The sequence below is a fragment of the Pseudomonas sp. R19M genome (assembly GCF_050312585.1).
Classification (GTDB): domain Bacteria; phylum Pseudomonadota; class Gammaproteobacteria; order Pseudomonadales; family Pseudomonadaceae; genus Aquipseudomonas; species Aquipseudomonas palleroniana.
Window position 1 is genome coordinate 1 of sequence record NZ_JBNPJV010000022.1, and the last position, 18,443, is coordinate 18,443.

The 18,443-nt window shown below is 61.6% G+C and carries 13 protein-coding genes and 1 pseudogene; 3 read left to right on the forward strand and 11 right to left on the reverse strand.

Annotation, left to right across the window (positions count from 1 at the left end; translation table 11 throughout):
- Positions 1-100: 100 nt before the first annotated feature.
- From ACQRBT_RS03605 to ACQRBT_RS03630, 6 genes and pseudogenes are all read right to left on the reverse strand, one after another.
- Complete coding sequence (locus tag ACQRBT_RS03605; protein ID WP_412047584.1) at positions 101-1,498, reverse strand: sigma-54-dependent transcriptional regulator; 1,398 nt, start codon at positions 1,496-1,498, stop codon at positions 101-103.
- Complete coding sequence (locus ACQRBT_RS03610; RefSeq protein ID WP_205344510.1) at positions 1,488-3,266, reverse strand: sensor histidine kinase; 1,779 nt, start codon at positions 3,264-3,266, stop codon at positions 1,488-1,490. Before ACQRBT_RS03610 ends, ACQRBT_RS03605 begins: the two co-directional genes overlap by 11 nt.
- Positions 3,266-3,397, reverse strand: a pseudogene (locus ACQRBT_RS03615) (GNAT family N-acetyltransferase); the annotation flags it as partial. The gene ACQRBT_RS03610 and the pseudogene ACQRBT_RS03615, both read right to left, overlap by 1 nt.
- 111 nt (positions 3,398-3,508) lie before the next feature.
- Entirely contained in the window at positions 3,509-4,375 is an 867-nt protein-coding gene (locus ACQRBT_RS03620) for an alpha/beta hydrolase (protein ID WP_090366494.1), read from the reverse strand.
- A complete protein-coding gene (locus ACQRBT_RS03625; protein WP_412047585.1) occupies positions 4,372-5,766 on the reverse strand; it encodes an aspartate aminotransferase family protein in 1,395 nt (464 codons plus the stop codon). The genes ACQRBT_RS03620 and ACQRBT_RS03625 overlap by 4 nt, the downstream gene beginning before the upstream one ends.
- The gene (locus ACQRBT_RS03630) at positions 5,759-6,457 is read right to left on the reverse strand and encodes an MtnX-like HAD-IB family phosphatase (protein WP_060754442.1); all 699 of its coding nucleotides are present in this window, start codon (positions 6,455-6,457) and stop codon (positions 5,759-5,761) included. The genes ACQRBT_RS03625 and ACQRBT_RS03630 overlap by 8 nt, the downstream gene beginning before the upstream one ends.
- Positions 6,458-6,683: 226 nt before the next feature.
- On the opposite strand from ACQRBT_RS03630, the gene ACQRBT_RS03635 reads away from it, so the two are divergent.
- Positions 6,684-7,454 carry a MipA/OmpV family protein gene (locus ACQRBT_RS03635; RefSeq protein ID WP_412047586.1) on the forward strand — a complete coding sequence of 257 codons (771 nt, stop codon included), beginning with the start codon at positions 6,684-6,686 and terminating at the stop codon, positions 7,452-7,454.
- 3 nt (positions 7,455-7,457) lie between these two features.
- Here ACQRBT_RS03635 and ACQRBT_RS03640 read toward each other — a convergent pair whose 3' ends face one another.
- Positions 7,458-8,111, reverse strand: coding sequence for a DsbA family oxidoreductase (locus tag ACQRBT_RS03640; protein ID WP_090366496.1), 654 nt, complete (start codon positions 8,109-8,111; stop codon positions 7,458-7,460).
- A gap of 67 nt (positions 8,112-8,178) precedes the next feature.
- Positions 8,179-9,198: an alpha/beta fold hydrolase gene (locus ACQRBT_RS03645; RefSeq protein WP_060754445.1), complete on the reverse strand. Its 1,020-nt coding sequence runs from the start codon at positions 9,196-9,198 to the stop codon at positions 8,179-8,181.
- A 199-nt stretch (positions 9,199-9,397) separates the two neighbouring features.
- Between ACQRBT_RS03645 and ACQRBT_RS03650 the strand changes: the two genes are divergently transcribed.
- Both ACQRBT_RS03650 and metR read left to right on the forward strand, forming a co-directional pair.
- Positions 9,398-15,004 carry a dermonecrotic toxin domain-containing protein gene (locus ACQRBT_RS03650; RefSeq protein ID WP_412047587.1) on the forward strand — a complete coding sequence of 1,869 codons (5,607 nt, stop codon included), beginning with the start codon at positions 9,398-9,400 and terminating at the stop codon, positions 15,002-15,004.
- Between the two features lie 91 nt (positions 15,005-15,095).
- Positions 15,096-16,013 carry a transcriptional regulator MetR gene (gene metR, locus ACQRBT_RS03655; protein ID WP_412047588.1) on the forward strand — a complete coding sequence of 306 codons (918 nt, stop codon included), beginning with the start codon at positions 15,096-15,098 and terminating at the stop codon, positions 16,011-16,013.
- Positions 16,014-16,039: 26 nt separating this feature from the next.
- Here metR and ACQRBT_RS03660 read toward each other — a convergent pair whose 3' ends face one another.
- Genes ACQRBT_RS03660 through ACQRBT_RS03670 form a run of 3 tightly spaced genes read right to left on the reverse strand, consistent with a single transcriptional unit; the run spans position 16,040 to position 18,263 of the window.
- Positions 16,040-16,546 (reverse strand): GNAT family N-acetyltransferase, encoded by a 507-nt coding sequence (locus tag ACQRBT_RS03660; RefSeq protein ID WP_060754447.1) that lies wholly within the window; start codon positions 16,544-16,546, stop codon positions 16,040-16,042.
- Positions 16,543-16,953, reverse strand: coding sequence for an NUDIX hydrolase (locus ACQRBT_RS03665; protein WP_060754448.1), 411 nt, complete (start codon positions 16,951-16,953; stop codon positions 16,543-16,545). Before ACQRBT_RS03665 ends, ACQRBT_RS03660 begins: the two co-directional genes overlap by 4 nt.
- Positions 16,953-18,263 (reverse strand): HD domain-containing phosphohydrolase, encoded by a 1,311-nt coding sequence (locus ACQRBT_RS03670; RefSeq protein ID WP_412047589.1) that lies wholly within the window; start codon positions 18,261-18,263, stop codon positions 16,953-16,955. The genes ACQRBT_RS03665 and ACQRBT_RS03670 overlap by 1 nt, the downstream gene beginning before the upstream one ends.
- Positions 18,264-18,443: the final 180 nt, after the last annotated feature.

Here is an 18,443-nt window from a genome sequence, read left to right on the forward strand (position 1 = left end):
CTGACACACCCTCATCGGGAGCAAGCCCCCTCCCACAAGTTATTCATCGTCCGTTCTATCGCTTAACTGACTGGCAAGCCCGCTCACTACAGGTCTGCTTTCAGCGGATGATCTTTTCCACCTGGATGCCCAGTTTTTTCAGGCGATACCAGAAGCTTCTTTCAGAAATCCCGATCTTCGACGCCGCCGCTGCCTGCACCCCGTTGCTCTCTTGCAAGGCCGCCAGGATGTAGGCTTTCTCCACCTCCGCCAGCGCCGCATCCAGGTCCTGAGGCACACCCAGGCCCTCGCTGAGCACCGCCGTCACGCCACCCTCGGCGGGCTTGGAGGCGAACAGGTAAGCCGGCAAGTCGATATCTTCAATCACCGGTTTGGCCGCCACGATGGTCGCGCGCTCCACGCAGTTTTGCAGTTCACGGATATTGCCCGGCCAGTTGTAGGCCGCCATGGCCTGCAACGCCTCCGGGCTGAAGCCGGTGATGCGTTTGCCGGCGGTGGCGCTCAGGGTCTCGGCGAAGTGCCGGGCCAGGGGCACGATGTCTTCGGCACGGTCACGCAGGGGCGGCAGCGGAATCGGGAACACGTTGAGGCGGTAGTAAAGGTCTTCGCGGAATTCTTTGTTGGCCACCGCATCCAGCAGGTTTTTGTTGGTCGCGGCGATCACTCGTACGTCGACCTTGCGCTCGCGTGGATCACCCACCGGCTCGATCACCCGCTCCTGCAATGCACGCAGGATCTTGGCCTGCAGGGCCAGGGGCATATCGCCGACTTCGTCCAGGAACAACGTGCCTTTGTCGGCCTGCTGGAAGCGCCCGACCCGGTCACTGACCGCGCCGGTGAAAGCGCCCTTGCGATGGCCGAACATCTCGCTTTCCAGCAAGCCTTCGGGGATCGCCGCGCAGTTGACCGCCACGAACGGTTTGTCGGCCCGGCTGCCATGCTTGTGAATGGCGCGAGCGACCATTTCCTTGCCGGTGCCGCTTTCGCCGGTCAGCAGGATGGTTGCATTGCTGTCGCGTACCGAGTCGATCGCGTGCAGCACCTGGCGAAAGGCCGGGCTTTCGCCCACCAGGCTGTCGAATTGGGCATGGTGATCCAGCTCGGCACGCAGCCGCGCGTTATCGCGCAGGATGTCGCGAAACTGCAAAGCCTTGGCCACGGTGATGTCCAGCTCGTCGATGTCGAAGGGCTTGGCGATGTAGTCATAGGCGCCATTGCGCATCGACTGCACGGCATTTTTCACCGTGCTGTAGGCCGTCATCACGATCACCGGCAGGTCCGGAAAACGCACCTTGATCTCGGCCAGCAATGCCGGCCCGTCCATGCCCGGCATGCGCCAGTCACTGATCACCAGGTCAATGTCTTCCTGCTCCAGCACTTTGAGCGCATGCAGGCCGTTGCTCGCGGTGAACACCTGGATGCCATTCTGGCTCAAGGCAGACGACAACAAATCACACAGCTTCGGCTCGTCGTCGACTACCAATACGTTATGCGTCATGACCTTCCTCATCGTCGCCATCGTCTTCACCCTGTGCCGGAATGTACAGGCTGAAGGTGGCGCCGGCATCTTTCTCACTGGCGCATTCAATGCTGCCGTCGTGACTTTCCATGATCGAATAGACTTTAGCCAGCCCCAGGCCGGTGCCCGAAGCCTTGGTGGTGACGAATGGCGTGAAGATACGCTCCATCATATCCGCCGGAATGCCCGGGCCGGTGTCGGCAATGCTGATCACCGTGTAGCCGTTCGTGCTGGCGATACCCAGCGTCAGGCGCCCGCCTTCAGGCATTTCGTCGACGGCATTGAGAATCAGGTTGAGGCACGCCTGCTTGATCTGCTTGGCATCCGCATAAAGCGTCGCGCCGGGGGCCTGGTCGACAATTTGTGCATCGATATTGTGGGTGGCCAATTCGGGGCCGCAGAAACCGAGGATTTCTTCGACTACCGGGCGTGCCGCCTGCAACACACGCAACGGTGGGTTGGGTTTGGCGAAGTCGAGAAACTCGGTGATCAGTTCATTGATGCGGCTGACTTCGCTGATCACGTATTCCAGATGGCGCTTGTCGGTCTCCGCCAAGTCCGCACGGCGGTGCAACAGCTGGGTGGCGGTCTTGATGATACCCAGCGGGTTGCGGATTTCGTGAGCCAGGCCCATGGCGACTTCGCCCAGGGCGTGCAACCGGTCTCGACGACGCAGTTGCGCTTCCAGGTGGTGCAGCTCGCCCAGGCGTTCGGTCATGTGGTTGAAGGTGCTGCTCAACTGCGCCAATTCGTCGCCGCCACTGACCAGCACCCGGTGCTCATAATTGCCGGAGATCACCGCGTTCACCCCCAGGGACAAGTCCCGCAGCGGCTTGGTCAGGCGCCGTGACACCAGTACCCCGGCGCCGAGGGACAGCGCCGAGCTGAGCAGGAAAATCAGCAAGAACAGGTTGCTCTGGTTCACCAACCCCACCAGGCTGGTATGGCGCAGCAGGCCACTGAAGATCACGCCTTGCAGGTCGCCGGCGTCGTTGAAGATCGGCCAGTACAAACCGCTGTAATTGTTGGTGAACTGTTCGCTCGGTTGTTTGGTGGCGCGCATGGCCGTTTCGACATTCTTCGGGATGCGCGACGGGTGATTATCAAAACGCTGGGTCGAGAATATCTCGGAAAAACCCGAAGGGTTGGCCAGGTACAGGCGCAGGTCGAGGGAGTGGACATCCGCCACACTGGTGAGGAAGCTGCTGTCCAGGTAGGTAGCGACCAGGAGCAGGTAGTCCTCCCCGTCCTGCGTGGTTTCGAACGTGGAGACCACCATGCCCGTCGTCACGCCGGCCACCTGCACCGTCTGCAAGACGGCATTGCTGGTCAGGTTGATCTGCTTGACCACATCGTCAGCCGCCGTGGTGAACACCACCTTGTGATCGCTGGCGCGGATCAGCGCAACTACGTCGATATCAGTGGCGTTGGCAATGTCGGCGGTCAGCCGGTCGTGCTTGGCGGCTTGCTTGCTTGACGGCGGGCTGGTGTAGCGCAGGAACAGCTTGGCCATGCGCGCGTTGTCATGAAGGATGTTGCCGACCTCGTCCTTGACGATCTTGGTCGACTCTTGCAGCCAGATGCGCACGTTGCTGTCGAAGATCTGTGACAGTGTGGTTGCCGCCAGTTCGGCCGCAATCATGGTCGGAATAACGCTGACCAACCAGAACGCCAGCACCAGCTTGCGCTGGACGCTCCAGCGCGAGATGGCAAAGGGGCGGGCTTTCGGGCGGGTCTTGGTGATCATCAGGTTTCGCTTATCACAGCAGCCATGGCAGGGTCGGAACGATCCGGTCGAAGAAACATTTTCGCGAAATTGAACAGCCCGTTCACCCGCCGATTACGCTGGCGCAAGAACAGGCTGTTGTACTCAAGCTCGCTCGTTTACCCAGACACAGACCGCGCGTTCTTCAAGCCGTTCCAGACACAGCGCTGGATGGCTCGAACGCCCAAGCTGGCTTGGGCGATGATCACGTCGAGTGCTCAGGTTCATGCCCGCTGTCGGTAATCCACGGGCGCTTGGACAGCGGCGGCATGTTGCTCGACAAACTCGGCACTCAACTCGATCACCCGGCGGTATTGCAGGTCGACGGTGATCATGTGATAGCAGTTGTCCAGCAGGATCTTGGTCACGGGACCACCCAGATGGCGCTCCACGTAATCGGCGTTCCAGCGGCTGGTGATGTCGTCCTCGATGGAGTGCAGCACCAACGCCGGGACCTTGATCTCAGGCATGCGTTTCTTGACCACGGCGTTCATGCGGTGCAACTCGCGCACCGTGATGCCCTCCATGGTCAGCAAACCGGCTTCGCTGCTCTCCCCCTCCTTCATCTGCCGTTCGACGATCGAGCGCAGGCGCTCGTTCTTGATGCCATACGGCGGCTTCTCTTCAAAGCGGCAGACGTGCACGCCGAATGGAATCTTCATTAACAACGGCGTCAGGAACGCCAATTTGTTAATGCTCCAGCCGTCGTACTTCAAGGTGGTGGAATACATCAGCAACCCGGCCACTTGTCCTGGGTGCTCGGCGGCCACATACATCGACATCACCGCGCCCATGGACAAGCCACCGACAAACACCTGCTCGTGGCGCTGCTTGACCTGCGCAAAGGTCTTGCGCACGCCTTCATACCAGTCCAGCCAGCCGGTCGCCTGCAAGTCGCTGTTATCGCCGCAGTGCCCAGCCAGGGTGGGCACGTACACCGTGCAGTTGCCCACCTTGGCCAGCCCCTTGGCGACTTGGCGCAGTTCCGTCGGGGTGCCGGTCAGGCCGTGGATCAACAGAATCCCGACCGGACCTTCACCCAACACGAAGCCGGCGTCACCTTCACCGAGGTCGACTCCGATGTTGTTCACCGCTTGGTCGCTCGCACCAGCAGTTGCTCCAGGAGTTTCAGGCCCAGGTCGATTTCCGGGTAGCTGATTTCCAGGGACGGTGCCAGGGTGATCACGTTTTTGTAGTAGCCGCCCACGTCGAGAATCAAGCCCAGTTTCTGGCCGTCAACGATCATGTCGCCCTTCATGCCTTCTTCGACCATGTAGTCCAGGGTCGCCTTGTCTGGCGTGAAGCCGTCCGCAGCGCAGATTTCGCAGCGCAGGGCCAGGCCCAGGCCATCGACGTCGCCGATGATCGGGAAACGTTTCTGCAGGTCTTGCAGACCTTCCAGGAAGTATTTGCCCTTGGCCATGACCATGGCGCCGTAGTCGACTTCGCTGGTCATCTTGAACATTTCCAGACCTACCGCCGTACCCAGTGGGTTGGAGGCGAAGGTGGAGTGGGTCGAACCTGGTGGGAAGATCTTCGGGTTGATCAATTCTTCACGAGCCCAGATGCCGCCCAGCGGGTTCAGGCCGTTGGTCAGCGCCTTACCGAAGACGATCACGTCCGGCTGCACGTCGAAGTGCTCGATCGACCACAGTTTGCCGGTACGGTAGAAGCCCATCTGGATTTCATCGGACACCATCAGGATGCCGTGTTGATCCAGTACTTGCTTGAGCTCGCGGTAGAAGTTCATTGGCGGGATCACGTAGCCGCCGGTGCCCTGGATCGGCTCGACGTAGAACGCTGCGTATTCGCTGGAACCGACTTTCGGGTCCCACACGCCGTTGTATTCGGTCTCGAACAGACGGGCGAATTGCTGCACGCAGTGGCTGCCGTATTCTTCCTTGGTCATGCCTTTAGGGCCGCGGAAGTGGTACGGGAACGGGATGAACTGCGCACGCTCGCCGAAGTGGCCGTAGCGGCGACGGTAGCGGTAGCTCGAAGTGATCGACGACGCGCCGAGGGTACGACCGTGGTAGCCGCCTTCGAAGGCGAACATCAGGCTCTTGCCGTTGCTGGCGTTACGCACGACTTTCAGGGAGTCTTCGATGGACTGCGAACCGCCGACGTTGAAGTGCACGCGACCATCGAGGCCGAATTTCTTCTTGGCGTCGACTGCGATCATTTCCGACAGTTCGATCTTGCCTTTGTGCAGGTACTGGCTGGCGATTTGCGGCAGGGTATCGATCTGCTGTTTCAGCGCGTTATTCAGGCGTGGGTTGGCGTAGCCGAAGTTTACGGCCGAGTACCACATTTGCAGGTCGAGATACGCCTGGTCTTCGGTATCCCACACGTAGGAGCCTTCGCAGCGGCTGAAAATGCGCGGTGGCTCGATGTAGTGAACGGTGTCGCCGTAAGAGCAATACTTGGCTTCTTTATCCAGAAGAACCTGGTCTTCGGCGGTAGCGATACGGATATCAGACATGGTGGAAGAGTTCCTGATTTTCAGCGGTAAAGGTGGTGGCGTTGGCGGCGATGCCCATCGGCAGTTTGGCCAGCAGCGCAGGCAGTTCGGCAAAAGTGTCGAAGCGCACGTGAGGGATATGGTTGGCTTCGCAGTATTTGGCCAGGCTGCCTTTGGCGAAGACGAAGTCGGCGGTGGAAGCCACACACATGTCGGACTTGCCGTCGCCGATCACCAGCACGCGTTTGTTGCGTGGGGTGGATTTGCACTTGCAGTTGCCGGCCGCGGCACGGCAGGCATCGCTGGAATACGGGAAGTCGATGCGCCAGCTGTTCTGGTCGACCTGGCGCAGCCGGTTGGCGAGGATCGGCAGCAGGGTCACGTAGTTGCGCGACAGAATGCGCGCGATGCCCTGTTCGATGCCATCGCTGACCACCTCGATGGTAGCGCCCAGGCCCATGACGTGATCGACGAAGTCCGGGAAGTCCGGGTCGATTTCGACGCTGTCAAAATACGCCAGCAGTTCTGCCGGGGTCGCTTTGATCAGCGCCAGTTGGCGGCTCAGGCATTCGCGGGAACCGATATGTCCATCCAGCCATTCCTGTTCGATGGTTTCCCACTCGGGGCCGGCGAAGCGTTGGAGGACGTTGTCGATGACATCGGTGGGGGTGATGGTCCCGTCGAAGTCACACACGATATGCCACTGGATCATTGCGTTTACCTTGATGGAGCGCGCTGTATGCGCTTGCCCAAGAGGTATAGCAGAGAGCGTGCCAACTGGCTGAACGCCAGCGGGGCTGGGCTTTTGGCCAAGATGTGTGGTGATATGTGTCGAGCAAGCTACAATTTTTGTAGCTTGCTACAAACAAGATGAGTGCTTGCGCGCAGGGCTACCTTCGCGCGTGAATGCGCGCCAGTTCAGGTAAGGAATCCGCTCCATGCTCAAAGTCACTTGCGCGGTACTCACAGGTCTGTTCGGTCTGCTGGACGTTTCCAGCGCCGCCTGGGCCGCCGGTCTCACCGGCCAGGTGGGTGCCGGCTTCAGCTATCAGCCCCGCGACCCCACCGCCAGCAGCTACGAAGTCAAACCGGTTCCCGAACTCGACCTGGACTGGGGCAACGTGAGCCTGGCGACAGACGACGGCCTGACCTGGAGCGTACTCAATACCAACGGTTTTACCGCCGGCCCCTACATCAATTACCTGCCGGGCCGGACCGCCAACGGCTCACTGCGCGGCTTGCGTGATGTGCCGGACATGGCCGAAGTCGGCGGGTTCGTACAATACGCCCCGGCCGATTTCTGGCGCGTCTACACCCAGGTCGGCCAGGCCGTCGGCGGCGCACGCAGTCGAACCGGCATGCTGGGCAAACTCGGCGGTGAACTGGGTTACCCGATGGGCGGCGACATCATCGGCAGCACGGGCCTGATGGCCTACTTTGCCGACGCCCGCCAGACCCAGGCGTTCTTTGGCGTCGACGCCAATGAATCCGCCGCCTCAGGTATCCGGGCCTACAACGCCAGCGCCGGCTTCCAGAACCTGACGCTGACCCAGAGTTTCGAGTTCCCGCTGACCTCCCACTGGTCGTGGCTGACCAGCGCCAGTTGGACGCGCCTGGTCGGTTCGGCGGCCAACAGCAGCATCGTCAAGAAAACCGGCGACGTGAACCAGGGCCAGGTGCAGACGGCGATCAGCTACAAGTTTGACTGAAGCTCAGCCTTTGGCTTCGCTGATAATCTGACGAATCGCGCCCACAAAGGCTTCCGCCGGCTGGCCGCCGCTGACCGCGTACTGGTCGTTGAACACGATGGTCGGCACCGAGCTCACGCCACGGGACACCCACAGTTCTTCCTGCTCGCGCACTTCGGCGGCGTACTCGTCGCTAGCCAGGATCTGGGCCGCACGCTGGATGTCCAGGCCGACGCTCTCGGCGATGATCGCCAGGGTCGCGTGGTCGGATGGGTCCTGGCCATCGCTGAAATACGCCTTGAACAGCGCTTCCTTGAGGTTGTACTGCAAGCCTTCTAGCCCCGCCCAATGCAGCAGGCGGTGGGCGTCGAAGGTGTTGTAGATACGGCTCTGGCCGTCGGTGCGGAAAGCGAAGCCCAGGGCTGCGCCCATGTCGCGGATGCGTTCGCGGTTGGCCTGGGACTGCTCGGCGGTGGAGCCGTATTTCTCGGTGATGTGCTCAACGATGTTTTGCCCGCCGGCGGGCATGTTCGGGTTGAGTTCGAATGGCTGGAAATGAATCTCGGCCTGTACCTCGCTACCCAGTTGGTCGAGGGCTTCGGTCAAGCCGCGCAGACCAATGATGCACCAGGGGCAAGACACGTCGCTGACGAAATCGATTTTCAGGGGAGTACTCATGGCAGGCAACCTCGCAGGCGTTCTTGTCGGCACTGACGCGCCGTAAAGGTTGCACCATACACCAAGTTCACAGCACCTTCGAAGACTCACCCAGGTCAATCTGTGCCCAATGCGCAACGTCTTCGCGATGGGCTTGCAGGTAGGGCAGCACCGCCGTCAGCAGCGGTGCCTTGAACGCTTCCTGGAATCGATGGGCCATGCCCGGAATCAGTTTCAGTTGGCTACCCTGGATATGCGCGGCCAGGTGCACGCCGTGCATCACCGGCAACAAGGGATCGGCGGTGCCATGCACCACCAGTGTCGGGACCCGCAGCTGGTTGAGCAACGGCACGCGGCTGGGCTCGGCGAGGATTGCCATGATCTGGCGCTTCACGCCGTCCGGGTTGAAGGCACGGTCATAGGACAGTGCCGCCTGATGCAGTAATACCTGACGATCATCTTTCACCTGCGGGCTGCCCAGGGCCGCGAGCAGGTCCGCCTGCTGCTCCAGCGCCACCTCGCGATTGGGCGCGCTGCGCCGCGACAACAATTGCACCAGCGCCGCACTCGGCGCCGGCAGGCCCTCGGCGCCGGAGCTGGTCATCACCAACGTCAGGCTTTCCACCCGCTGCGGCGCCATCGCCGCCAGGTGCTGGGCGATCATGCCGCCCATGCTCACGCCCAGCACGTGGAATTGCCGGATCTGCAAGGCATCCATCAAACCCAGCGCATCATCGGCCATATCCGTCAGCGTGTAAGGCGTCGCCACCGGCAGGCCAAGCTTGTAGCGCAGTACTTCGAAGGTCAGGTTGGCGCTGGCCGGGGCCTGGCGCCAGGTGGACAGGCCGACGTCACGGTTGTCGTAGCGAATCACCCGGAACCCCTGCTCACACAGGGCCACCACCACTTCATCCGGCCAATGGATCAACTGCCCGCCCAGCCCCATCACCAGCAGCAACGCAGGATCCGACGCCCGCCCGATACTTTGGTAGGCGATACTGACTGTTTCCAGGTCGACCGTTTGGGTCGGGACATTGACATCACATCGAGAAGCCGCAAAAGACGGCAGGCCGAACAAGAGAGCGGCCAGTAGAAAAAACACGCGCATGAAAAACACCGAAACGCAGAACCCCAGTAGAGCGCGAGTCTGATGAAGTTTGTTCAAGCGCGCTGCCACAGTTCCATGACAGTTTGATGAAGAGTGCCCAGCGGTCAGGTCTACACATGTAGCGCCAACTCGCCGGAGCAGGTGCGTTCAATGGGCGGATGCCGGAAGCCATCGGCCTTTTGCCCAAGGAACCCCCATCATGCCCGACCTGCCTGCGCCAGCACTCGCTGACCTGCCACTGCCGACTTTTACCCCTTCACATACGACCCTGGCGTTGAACCAGGACGAGAACCTGCTGCTGCGCGCCGAACAACGCTTGCGTGATTGCCGCAGGGACATGCTCGAACTGATGAGCCACGCGCCGACACTGCGAGCGACCATCCATGACACGCTCCAGCAACACCTGGGCCTGGACGGCGCCCAGGTAGGGCTGCAAACCCCATCCGAGGGCGAGCACGCGGCCGGCCGCTGTTCCCTGACCGACGCTTGCGCGTTTCTCCTCAAGTACCCGGCCACTGACACCGCGACACTGAGCGACGTGCAGGTATTACACCTGCCCGCCAACCATCCACTGGCCAAGCTGACGACGCCGCAACTGCTGGAGCAGGTCCGCCGCCTGGATATCCGCGCCGCCCTCACCCAGGCCTGGAACCGCTATTGGGCGGGCCGGGCACCGCAGACCCCGATCAGCCGACGCCAACGTGCCGCACAGCTGTATCGCGAGCATTTCGAGGCGACGGGCTTGTGGCTCAAGGCTCAAGACATTGAGCGGGCGACCCCGCTCACACCGCTGTTCGTACTGCTTGAGTCGTCGGACGACACGCCGTCAGTGAACGAGCAGAAAATATTCACCGAGCAACTGATGCTTAAACGTTCCGACGCCAGCCTGCATGCACTGCCCGGCGCCTGGGTGGTCACACTGGACGCAGAACAACCCGTCAGCCAGCTTTTATATGTGCCGTTTCACCAACCGGCCTGGCAGGTCTTCAGCCAACGTGCCGGGATGGAGCGTTGGCTGCTGGAGCACCAGCGCGAACTGTTCGGTACTGAAGCCCCCCTGGCGACCCTCCACTACCGGCTCCAGACACGGCCCTTGGCCAACGGCATCGAGCAATGGCTGGCCTGGCTGGTCGACGCGCAATGGCAGAGCCTGGGCAGCGCGCCGCAGCACCCGGTTTTCCGCGATGGAGCCCCCCTGGCGCTGTTGCACAGTGACGAACTGGACTTGCTGCGACGCACCCGCCCGCTGTTCTCGGCGGCACCGCCCAGGCAAACGTCGTCGGCCGAAGAAATCGAGCTGGACTCACCACCACCCTTTGGTTGGCTGGGCGCCGACCTTGACCCCAGCCATCGCCGGGCGATGATCCGACAACAACGCCTGGCCCTGGAAACCCTGCAAGGCGATGAACCGCGCATGAACGCCTTCAAGCAAGCCCTCGCCGAACTGACCGTTCAGCAATTGGCGGCAGACGCTGCCGCTGTGGCAATGCTGGAAAGGCGGCCATTGGATACCACGACCCTCAATATTCAGTACACAGCGCTGTATACCGCCAGGCGCGAAGGTTTGAGAGCCGAGGCCAGGCTGCAACGCAGCCTTGAGCAAATCAACCCACACGAACTCACCCGCCTGGAAACGGTACTCGACCAGCCGCTGCGCGCCGCGCGCAACGAGGACGCGTGCGTGGCCGCACTATGGCTGTCGATCACCCGCCAGAACAACGCCACGACCACCGTCACCACCACCGAACTCAAAGGCCCGCTGGTCATCACCTGTGCGCTTGCGCTGACCGACCCACCTGACACTCCTCATAGCCTGTTGCTGTACTGGCCCGGCACCGGCGGCGGCCTGCAGCGGTTCGACTCGTGCCAGGCCCTGGCCACATCGGTATTACGCCTGATGCCCGAGGAACAGGCGCTTTCCATGCAACTCAAGGAGCTGACCGTCGACCCGCTCGACTACAGCCTCAACCTGCAACACGTCGCGTTCGAGGAGCAGGCCGCACAGATACGCTCGGACCATCCGGCACCACCCCACGGCCGCCGCCGTGCGGCCGAATTGGAAAAACTGCGCCTGCAGACACTTCACGGCCTGCGCGTGCCGCTGCACGAAGCCCGGGACCTGGCCTGCCTGCAGGTGCTCGAACAAGACAACAGTGCCCATCTGGCCCAACAACTCCCCGATTGGCTGCGCAGCCTCACCGCGCAACAACGTGCAAGCCTCAAACCGTTGATGCAGGCTTACCTGCCGGCGATCGAACAGGCACAACAGTTATTCGACCAGTCCCTGCCCGCGCGTGGCGACTTTGTGCGGCGACACATCGATGCGCGCCTGCGCAAGGACTTCGCCCTTGAGCAAGGGTTTTCCATCGCCGTGGAACTGCCGGACTCTGTCCAACAGCAGCGCGACATCATCCCCGGCGGCAATATCGGCGGCACACCGACACGCCTGGTGGATGTTCCCAGTCGCGCACGCAGCAGTCTGACCCTGGAACAACTGGCATTGAGCAACATTGACAGCACGCTGAGCCTGCGCCTGGGTTTTATGCGCGCAATCGTGACCAGCGACGCCGCCGAGGACGGCCGTGCCTTGCAGGCCGGACTCAGCGCCGACTACCTGAGCAAGATGGTGCGGGACCTCAACCTGGCCAAGAAATATGAAGACCATATCTACGCCACGTTCAGAGGGCACCCGGATGAATCGACCTTTGAACAGCAGTACCGCCGTGAAGTGCTGATCAAACCCTGGCGCCTGCTGTTGCAGTTGCAAGGGCGCTGTGCCGTGCTGCAAAACCAGCTGACGGAAACGGACCTGCAACTGCTCGACATCGCCATCGATGCCGACACCGCCACGGCCTGGGACTCAGGGTCACGGCGCATGCGCCTGCTGCCGGCCCACCTCGCGACGGGAGGGCGTGATACCCGTGACGAGCAGCCGATCACCTTGTCGGGCATCACCTTCATTCACGACGCAGCGAGCGGCTTGACCTTGTTGTATCTGCCCGACGCACCTGACGAACGTTTTTTCCGTCGCTACGCCAGCCTGGACCAGGCGCGCAAGGGCCTGTTCGATCTGTGCCGGCTGGACAAGATGGTGCAGTACGTCGCCGGCCGTGCGATCAAGGGCGATGTCCGTGCGCATATGCAGCGGATCGACCAGGCCCAGCAAAAACACTTTACGGGCATGATCGGCGCGGGCGAACGTTGGCCGGTCACCACCTCACTGTCGGCGCATCTGCTGGATGCGCACATGGGGCGGCTGATCGAGGCCAACCGCAATGATGCCCGCTCCAACGAAGACCTTGCGCTGGAACGCTACGCGCTGCAAAGCGGGCACCTGTTCAACGGGATCAAGATCGCCTTGGGGTTCGTGCCTTTTGTCGGTACGGCGGTGTCGCTAGTGGATGGTGTCACCCAACTGGCCGGTGCCGTCGTCGCGTTCCATCAGGGTGAAACGCACGCCGGCATTGAACAGCTGGCATCGGTGTTCGAGTGCCTGTTGTTTGCGGCCATGGATATTGTGCCGATGGCCGCCGTGCCGTCGGTACGGGCCGATGCGGCGCGCCGGTTGATGCGCTTGCGACAATCGGCCCATGCCGGCGTCAGCAGCGGCGCCTGGCGCTCCCTGGCATCGCACAGCCGGGCAAGCATCCTGACGCGGTTCGACGGTTATGCGTATGAAAAACCGCTTCCACTGGCGGGCCTGCAACCGGGCAAACAGGGCATTTATCGCCAGGTCTATCGCCACCCCGCAGGTGACTTCATCCTCAACCAAGGCCAGATCTTCCAGGTGGAGTTCGACAAGGCTTATCAAACCCTGCGACTGAGCGGCACGCGTAAAAAATCCTATAAGCAGCCCATCGGGCTGGACGAGAACGGCCAATGGGACACCCATGGCGCGCTCTACGGCACCTTGGTGGATGGCGGGCTGCCGGGGGGCGGCAATGTGCTGGGCGCCGTGGCCGACCGCCTCGACCCGCTGTGGCCGGCGATGATTCGCCAATGGCTGCCGCGCTGGTGGACCGACCATGCCTTGCGCCAGCAGCGCAGGCTGATATCGCGGATCGGCACGGCGCTGCAGTCGATAAACGCCAGTGGCGCAGAGGTCAATCGGTTGCTGCCGCGCTACCACGCGGATGATCTGTCTGTGATCCCGGAGCTTGAACGCGCCATGGACAATCTCACGGCGCAGGCCCAGAAAATGGATGAAGAGTTGGTGTCCATCTCACGCTACCTGCGAGGGAACCGCAGCCAGATGTTGAGGAAGGCCCGCGGCGATGTGGCCGATGATGTATGCCTGTGCACACAACTGCAGGTGAGGGTGTCCCTGCAACAAGTCCTGAAATACTCCGACGAAGCCGCCGCCCTCAACACTCGTCTTCAGGCCATGCCCTTTGACCAGGTGACCGGCAGGCAAACCCTCCGGGAACAGATCCGCAACCTGGATATCCAGGCATTTGACTGCTACCAGCGAACCGACGCAGCGGTTGAACTGATGAACCGATGGCTGCCCCTGGGCCCCGGAATCAATCGAAAAACCCTGGTCACGACTGCCGAGGTCATCAACCGCCGTTATTCCGAACTTGAACGCGCACGCTTCAAGACCGAGGCCCTGACCGAGCTCATCGCGCATCGCAAACCCGGGCACGACATCGCCTGGCATTACCTGCAGGGGCCGCTGAATAACGCCGAGAACGCCTTGATACAGGCGCTGTACCTGCAACGTCATCTGCTCGAGGCAAGCCCCAACCCCAGCCAGCGCAACCGCATCTTGCAGCACTGCATCAGCACCTACGACACCTATCAGCGCCAGTTGAACAGTTGGACGGCCGGTGTACCGCAGCTGTTTGATGACACCTATGTCGCGCAGATGCACCAACAGCTCAGCGCCCTGCGCACACGCGCCGAAAAAGCCCTGACCACCGTCACGCCCAAGACCACGGGCGCACCCGGCAAACGCGTGTTCGAGACCGACGACAACCTGCTGCTGATTGGTGACGCCGATAAAACCTCAGCCCCGCAAAAACCGCGCTACACCCTCACGGGTAAACGGGGCGAGGAGCATGTCTGGGAACAAGGCAGCGACGGCAAATTCCGCCGCGTCGATGCAGCGAGCCCGACGGCATGGCAACCCACCCCCCGCGATCTGAACGCCTTGACCCAGGACGCCAAGAATCGTCTGCAGAACCTTGCCGCCCACCAGGCCCGAGTCGACGGCTACAGACGCCAGAAAATGCTCCCGGCGGACCTTGAGTTCATGATGACCAGCGAGGCAGATACCCTCGAGCTGCAAGCCCGTCACCTCGCAGAGTTGGCGGGAGATGCGGCCTTGGTCCGGCAACTGCGCCAGAAGGCCACCGACCTGCGCGAGCAAGGCCGGCGGCTGCGGATCAACCAGTCCATCGCCAGCCAGACACCGACCGAGGGCTACCTGGACTATCTGCTCAGTCAGCAGTTGGATGACAAACCGATTGTCGACATCCGCAAGACCGGCGCCCTGGAGGACCTGGGACGGCGCCAGGATGGCCGGCCGGATTTCATGCAGGAATTTGAAATCCGCGATATACGCCAGGCCACGCCCAAGCCGCTGTGGTACGCGCACTTTCACTACGAGTCGGCAACGCCCAAGCAACTCGATGTCTTTGTCAAAGGCCACCTCAAATTGCCTGCTCAGCGTCGCCTCGGGCTGAAATGGCAACAGACTCAAGCCCGCGACGGGGCAACGGGCGACGTGGCGATCTGGCGGGGAGACATTAATAAACCACTGGCAAGGCAGCATTTCCAGACGGCGTGGGATGGATTGCTCTAGTCGCCGCCGCGCACCGGCTTGTCCGCAACGGGAACATGAGACAAACTCAACTTAATTAATGTGTTGGCAAGTTTTACTCATGGAGGCCCTGGTGCTGGAAATTCGTCACCTCAAGACCCTGCACGCTTTGCGCGAAGCCGACAGTCTGGTGGAAGCCGCCGAGCGCCTGCACCTGACGCAATCGGCACTGTCCCACCAGTTCAAGGAACTGGAAGAACGCCTGGGCATGCCACTGTTCGTGCGCAAGACCAAGCCGCTGCGTTTCACCAGCGCCGGCCTGCGCCTGCTGCAATTGGCCGACGCCATCCTGCCCTTGCTGCGCGGTGCCGAACGCGATATCGCACGGTTGGCCGGCGGCACCGCCGGGCGTCTGCACATGGCGATCGAGTGCCATAGCTGCTTCCAGTGGCTGATGCCGACCATCGACCAGTTCCGCGACGCCTGGCCGGAAGTCGAGCTGGACCTGGCCTCGGGTTTCGCCTTCGCCCCGCTGCCGGCCCTGGCCCGTGGCGATCTGGACCTGGTGGTGACCTCCGACCCGCTGGAACTGCCGGGCATCACTTATGTACCACTGTTCACCTACGAAGCCATGCTGGCGGTCGCCAACCAGCATGCGTTGGCGAACAAGTCCTATATCGTGCCGCAAGACCTGCTCAGCGAAACCCTGATCACCTATCCGGTGGAGCGTGACCGCCTGGATATCTTCACGCGTTTCCTGGAACCGGCCGACGTCGAACCGGCCCAGGTGCGCACCTCGGAATTGACGGTGATGATGATGCAGTTGGTGGCCAGCGGCCGTGGCGTCTGCGGCATGCCTCATTGGGCGCTGCATGAGTACAGCTCGCGGGGTTACGTGAAGGCCAAGCGCCTGGGCGAGAAAGGTTTGTTTGCGACGCTGTATGCCGGGATTCGCGCCGACATGCTGGATGCGCCGTATATGCGCGACTTCTTGCTGACGGCCAAGGACACATCGTTTTCGACGCTGGATGGGGTCAGCGCCGTTCGATAAACGACGCGGAGCAGCACCGTGGCTGATCACTGACCTTTCAATTCACGCCACATGTGGATTTTGTCGAAATACTCGATGCCCACCCGCACCGCCAACGGCTCCAGGCCGTATTGGATAAACCCGCACCGCTGGTACAACGCCAAGGCTGCATCGTTGCCGGCGGTGACGGTCAGTTGAATCACTTTGAGGCCGGGCTGGCGGCGTGCGTCATCGAGCGCCGCTTCCACCAATTGACGGCCAAGCCCCTGCTGCTGATGCGCCGCGCTCACGTACATACCGAACAGGGTCACTTTGTGCCGGGCCTTCTCGCGGGGTTCAAAGGCCAGGCCGACAATCCCGGCCAGCTCATCACCGTCGAACCCACCCAGCAACCGATCCAGCGGGCTGGAAAGGCGCTTTTCCCACCAGCTCGACGGCATCGCTGCACGCTCGGCCACGCTGGAGGTGAACGCCTGTGGATAGGCGCCGTAGGCCTCCAGCATCAACTCGCGATACGCGGTGGCGTCGCCGGCCACCAGCGGGCGAATCTTCATGCCGTCAGCGACTGGCGATAGAACGGCAGGATCAGGTCACGCGTCAACGGCGCCAAGTGCAGGCCGCCGTCGCCCATGGGGTCGATCCAGCGCACCTCCTCGATTTCCGCCGCGGGCACCACCGCCACGTCGATGTGTACCTGGAACAACTCGGCGTGCACGGTAAAACCGGGCTCATTGGCGGCCGGGGCCGAGAAGTGGCCGAGGTAAAGGGCCTGGCTGGGGTCGATGTGCAAGTTGAGTTCTTCATGCAGCTCGCGCGCCAGGGCCTGGGCCGGTTGTTCCCCGGCGTCGATCTTGCCGCCCGGTTGCATGAACGCCTGGGTGCCGCGCTTGCGCACCAGCAGGGTCTGGCCGTCGCGGCCGATCAGGAGGGCGGCGGCAATACGAATGGTTGAAAGGCTCATTAAAGAATGGGGGTCTCTTCGGGTAGTTTGATAAATACGCTGTATTTGGCGCCCTCCATCGCTTCGAACGCGATCAGCTTGTCCACCAGCGGCAGGTTCAACACCTTGCCGGCGTTGAGCAGCAGCATGCCGTTATCGGCATTGAGGTTGCGTGCCAGGACCATGCCGGCTTCCAGTTCCCGGGTGGAAAGGACTTTGACGCTGGGGTCGCCCAGGGTTACATCGCTCAAAAAAGTAGCGCAGGCTTTGACGAAGTCTTCGACCAGTGCCGGATCGTACAGGCGCCCGGCATACTTGCGGATATACAACAGCGCTTCGTCGCTGTTCAGATACCGCTCTAGGATCAGGCCCTTTTGCAATTCGATAAAGTCCACCGCCAGCTTCAACAGGCGTGAGCCGAACGGAATCGCCTCCTCCTTGAGATGGTCGGGAAAACCCGTACCGTCCCAGCGTTCCTGGTGATGCCGAATGAGCCGCGCCGCATCCTTCATCGGCTCTAGGGTCATCAACAGCGACTCGCTTTGCGTCGGGTACGCGCGATACAACTCACGGTCGGTGCTGTGCAACCTGTCCGACGGCGCAACCATCATGCCATCGGTCCAGCTCAGCTTGCCGATGTTGTACAACGCAGCGGCCATCGTCAGGTCGCGGGTACTGGCTTCATCCATCGACTGGGCGGCGCAATACACCCGAATCAGCTCGATCAAGGCGCGGTTGGTCTGCTTGTCCTTGGGCAGGCGCAAGTTGGCCAGCAGCGAGAACACCTCAGTGCCCGTCACGTAGCTGCGCTTGAGCTCTTCGTAGGCCAGGTCAAGCATGTCGGCGGTCTGTTGCAACTCGGAGGTGCGCGCCGCCACGCGTTTTTCCAGTGTGCTGTTAAGCACCTTGAGCTGTTCATTCTGCTGCTGGGTCAAGCGCTCCAGGCGCTGGTGCTCAAGGCACTGATTGAGGACCAACTGCAATTCGTCGTCATTCCAGGGCTTGCTGATGTAGCGGTGAATCTGGCCCTCGTTGATCGCCTTGATGATGGTTGCCACATCGGCATAACCCGTCAACAAAATGCGGCTGGTGGCGGGATACAAACGATGCACTTCGGCCAGGAGCTGCGCGCCGTCCATTCCGGGCATGCGCGCATCGCTCATCACCAGGTCGACGTGCCGCCCGGCCAGAATCTCCAGCGCCTGGGCACCACCGCCGGCCAGCAGTATTTCGTAGGGCTGAGTACGCAACAGGCGGCGCAAACTGTTGAGGATCGATTCTTCGTCGTCGACCAGCAAAACGACGGATTTCGTAGCGAGCTGTTCATCCATGGTGACTCTGCCTTCAAATAAAACAAAGTTGAGCTAAATTGAACCCTCGTGTCGTACCTTGCGCCTTCGCTTGTAGGCAAGGGGGACTCACGCTGCAGGTCATCGCGCGGCAATCGCGTTAATTTGACGCCAACTGGCCGTCGATATCAAGCGAGCTCGACTATGCTGTCAGAGCAACTC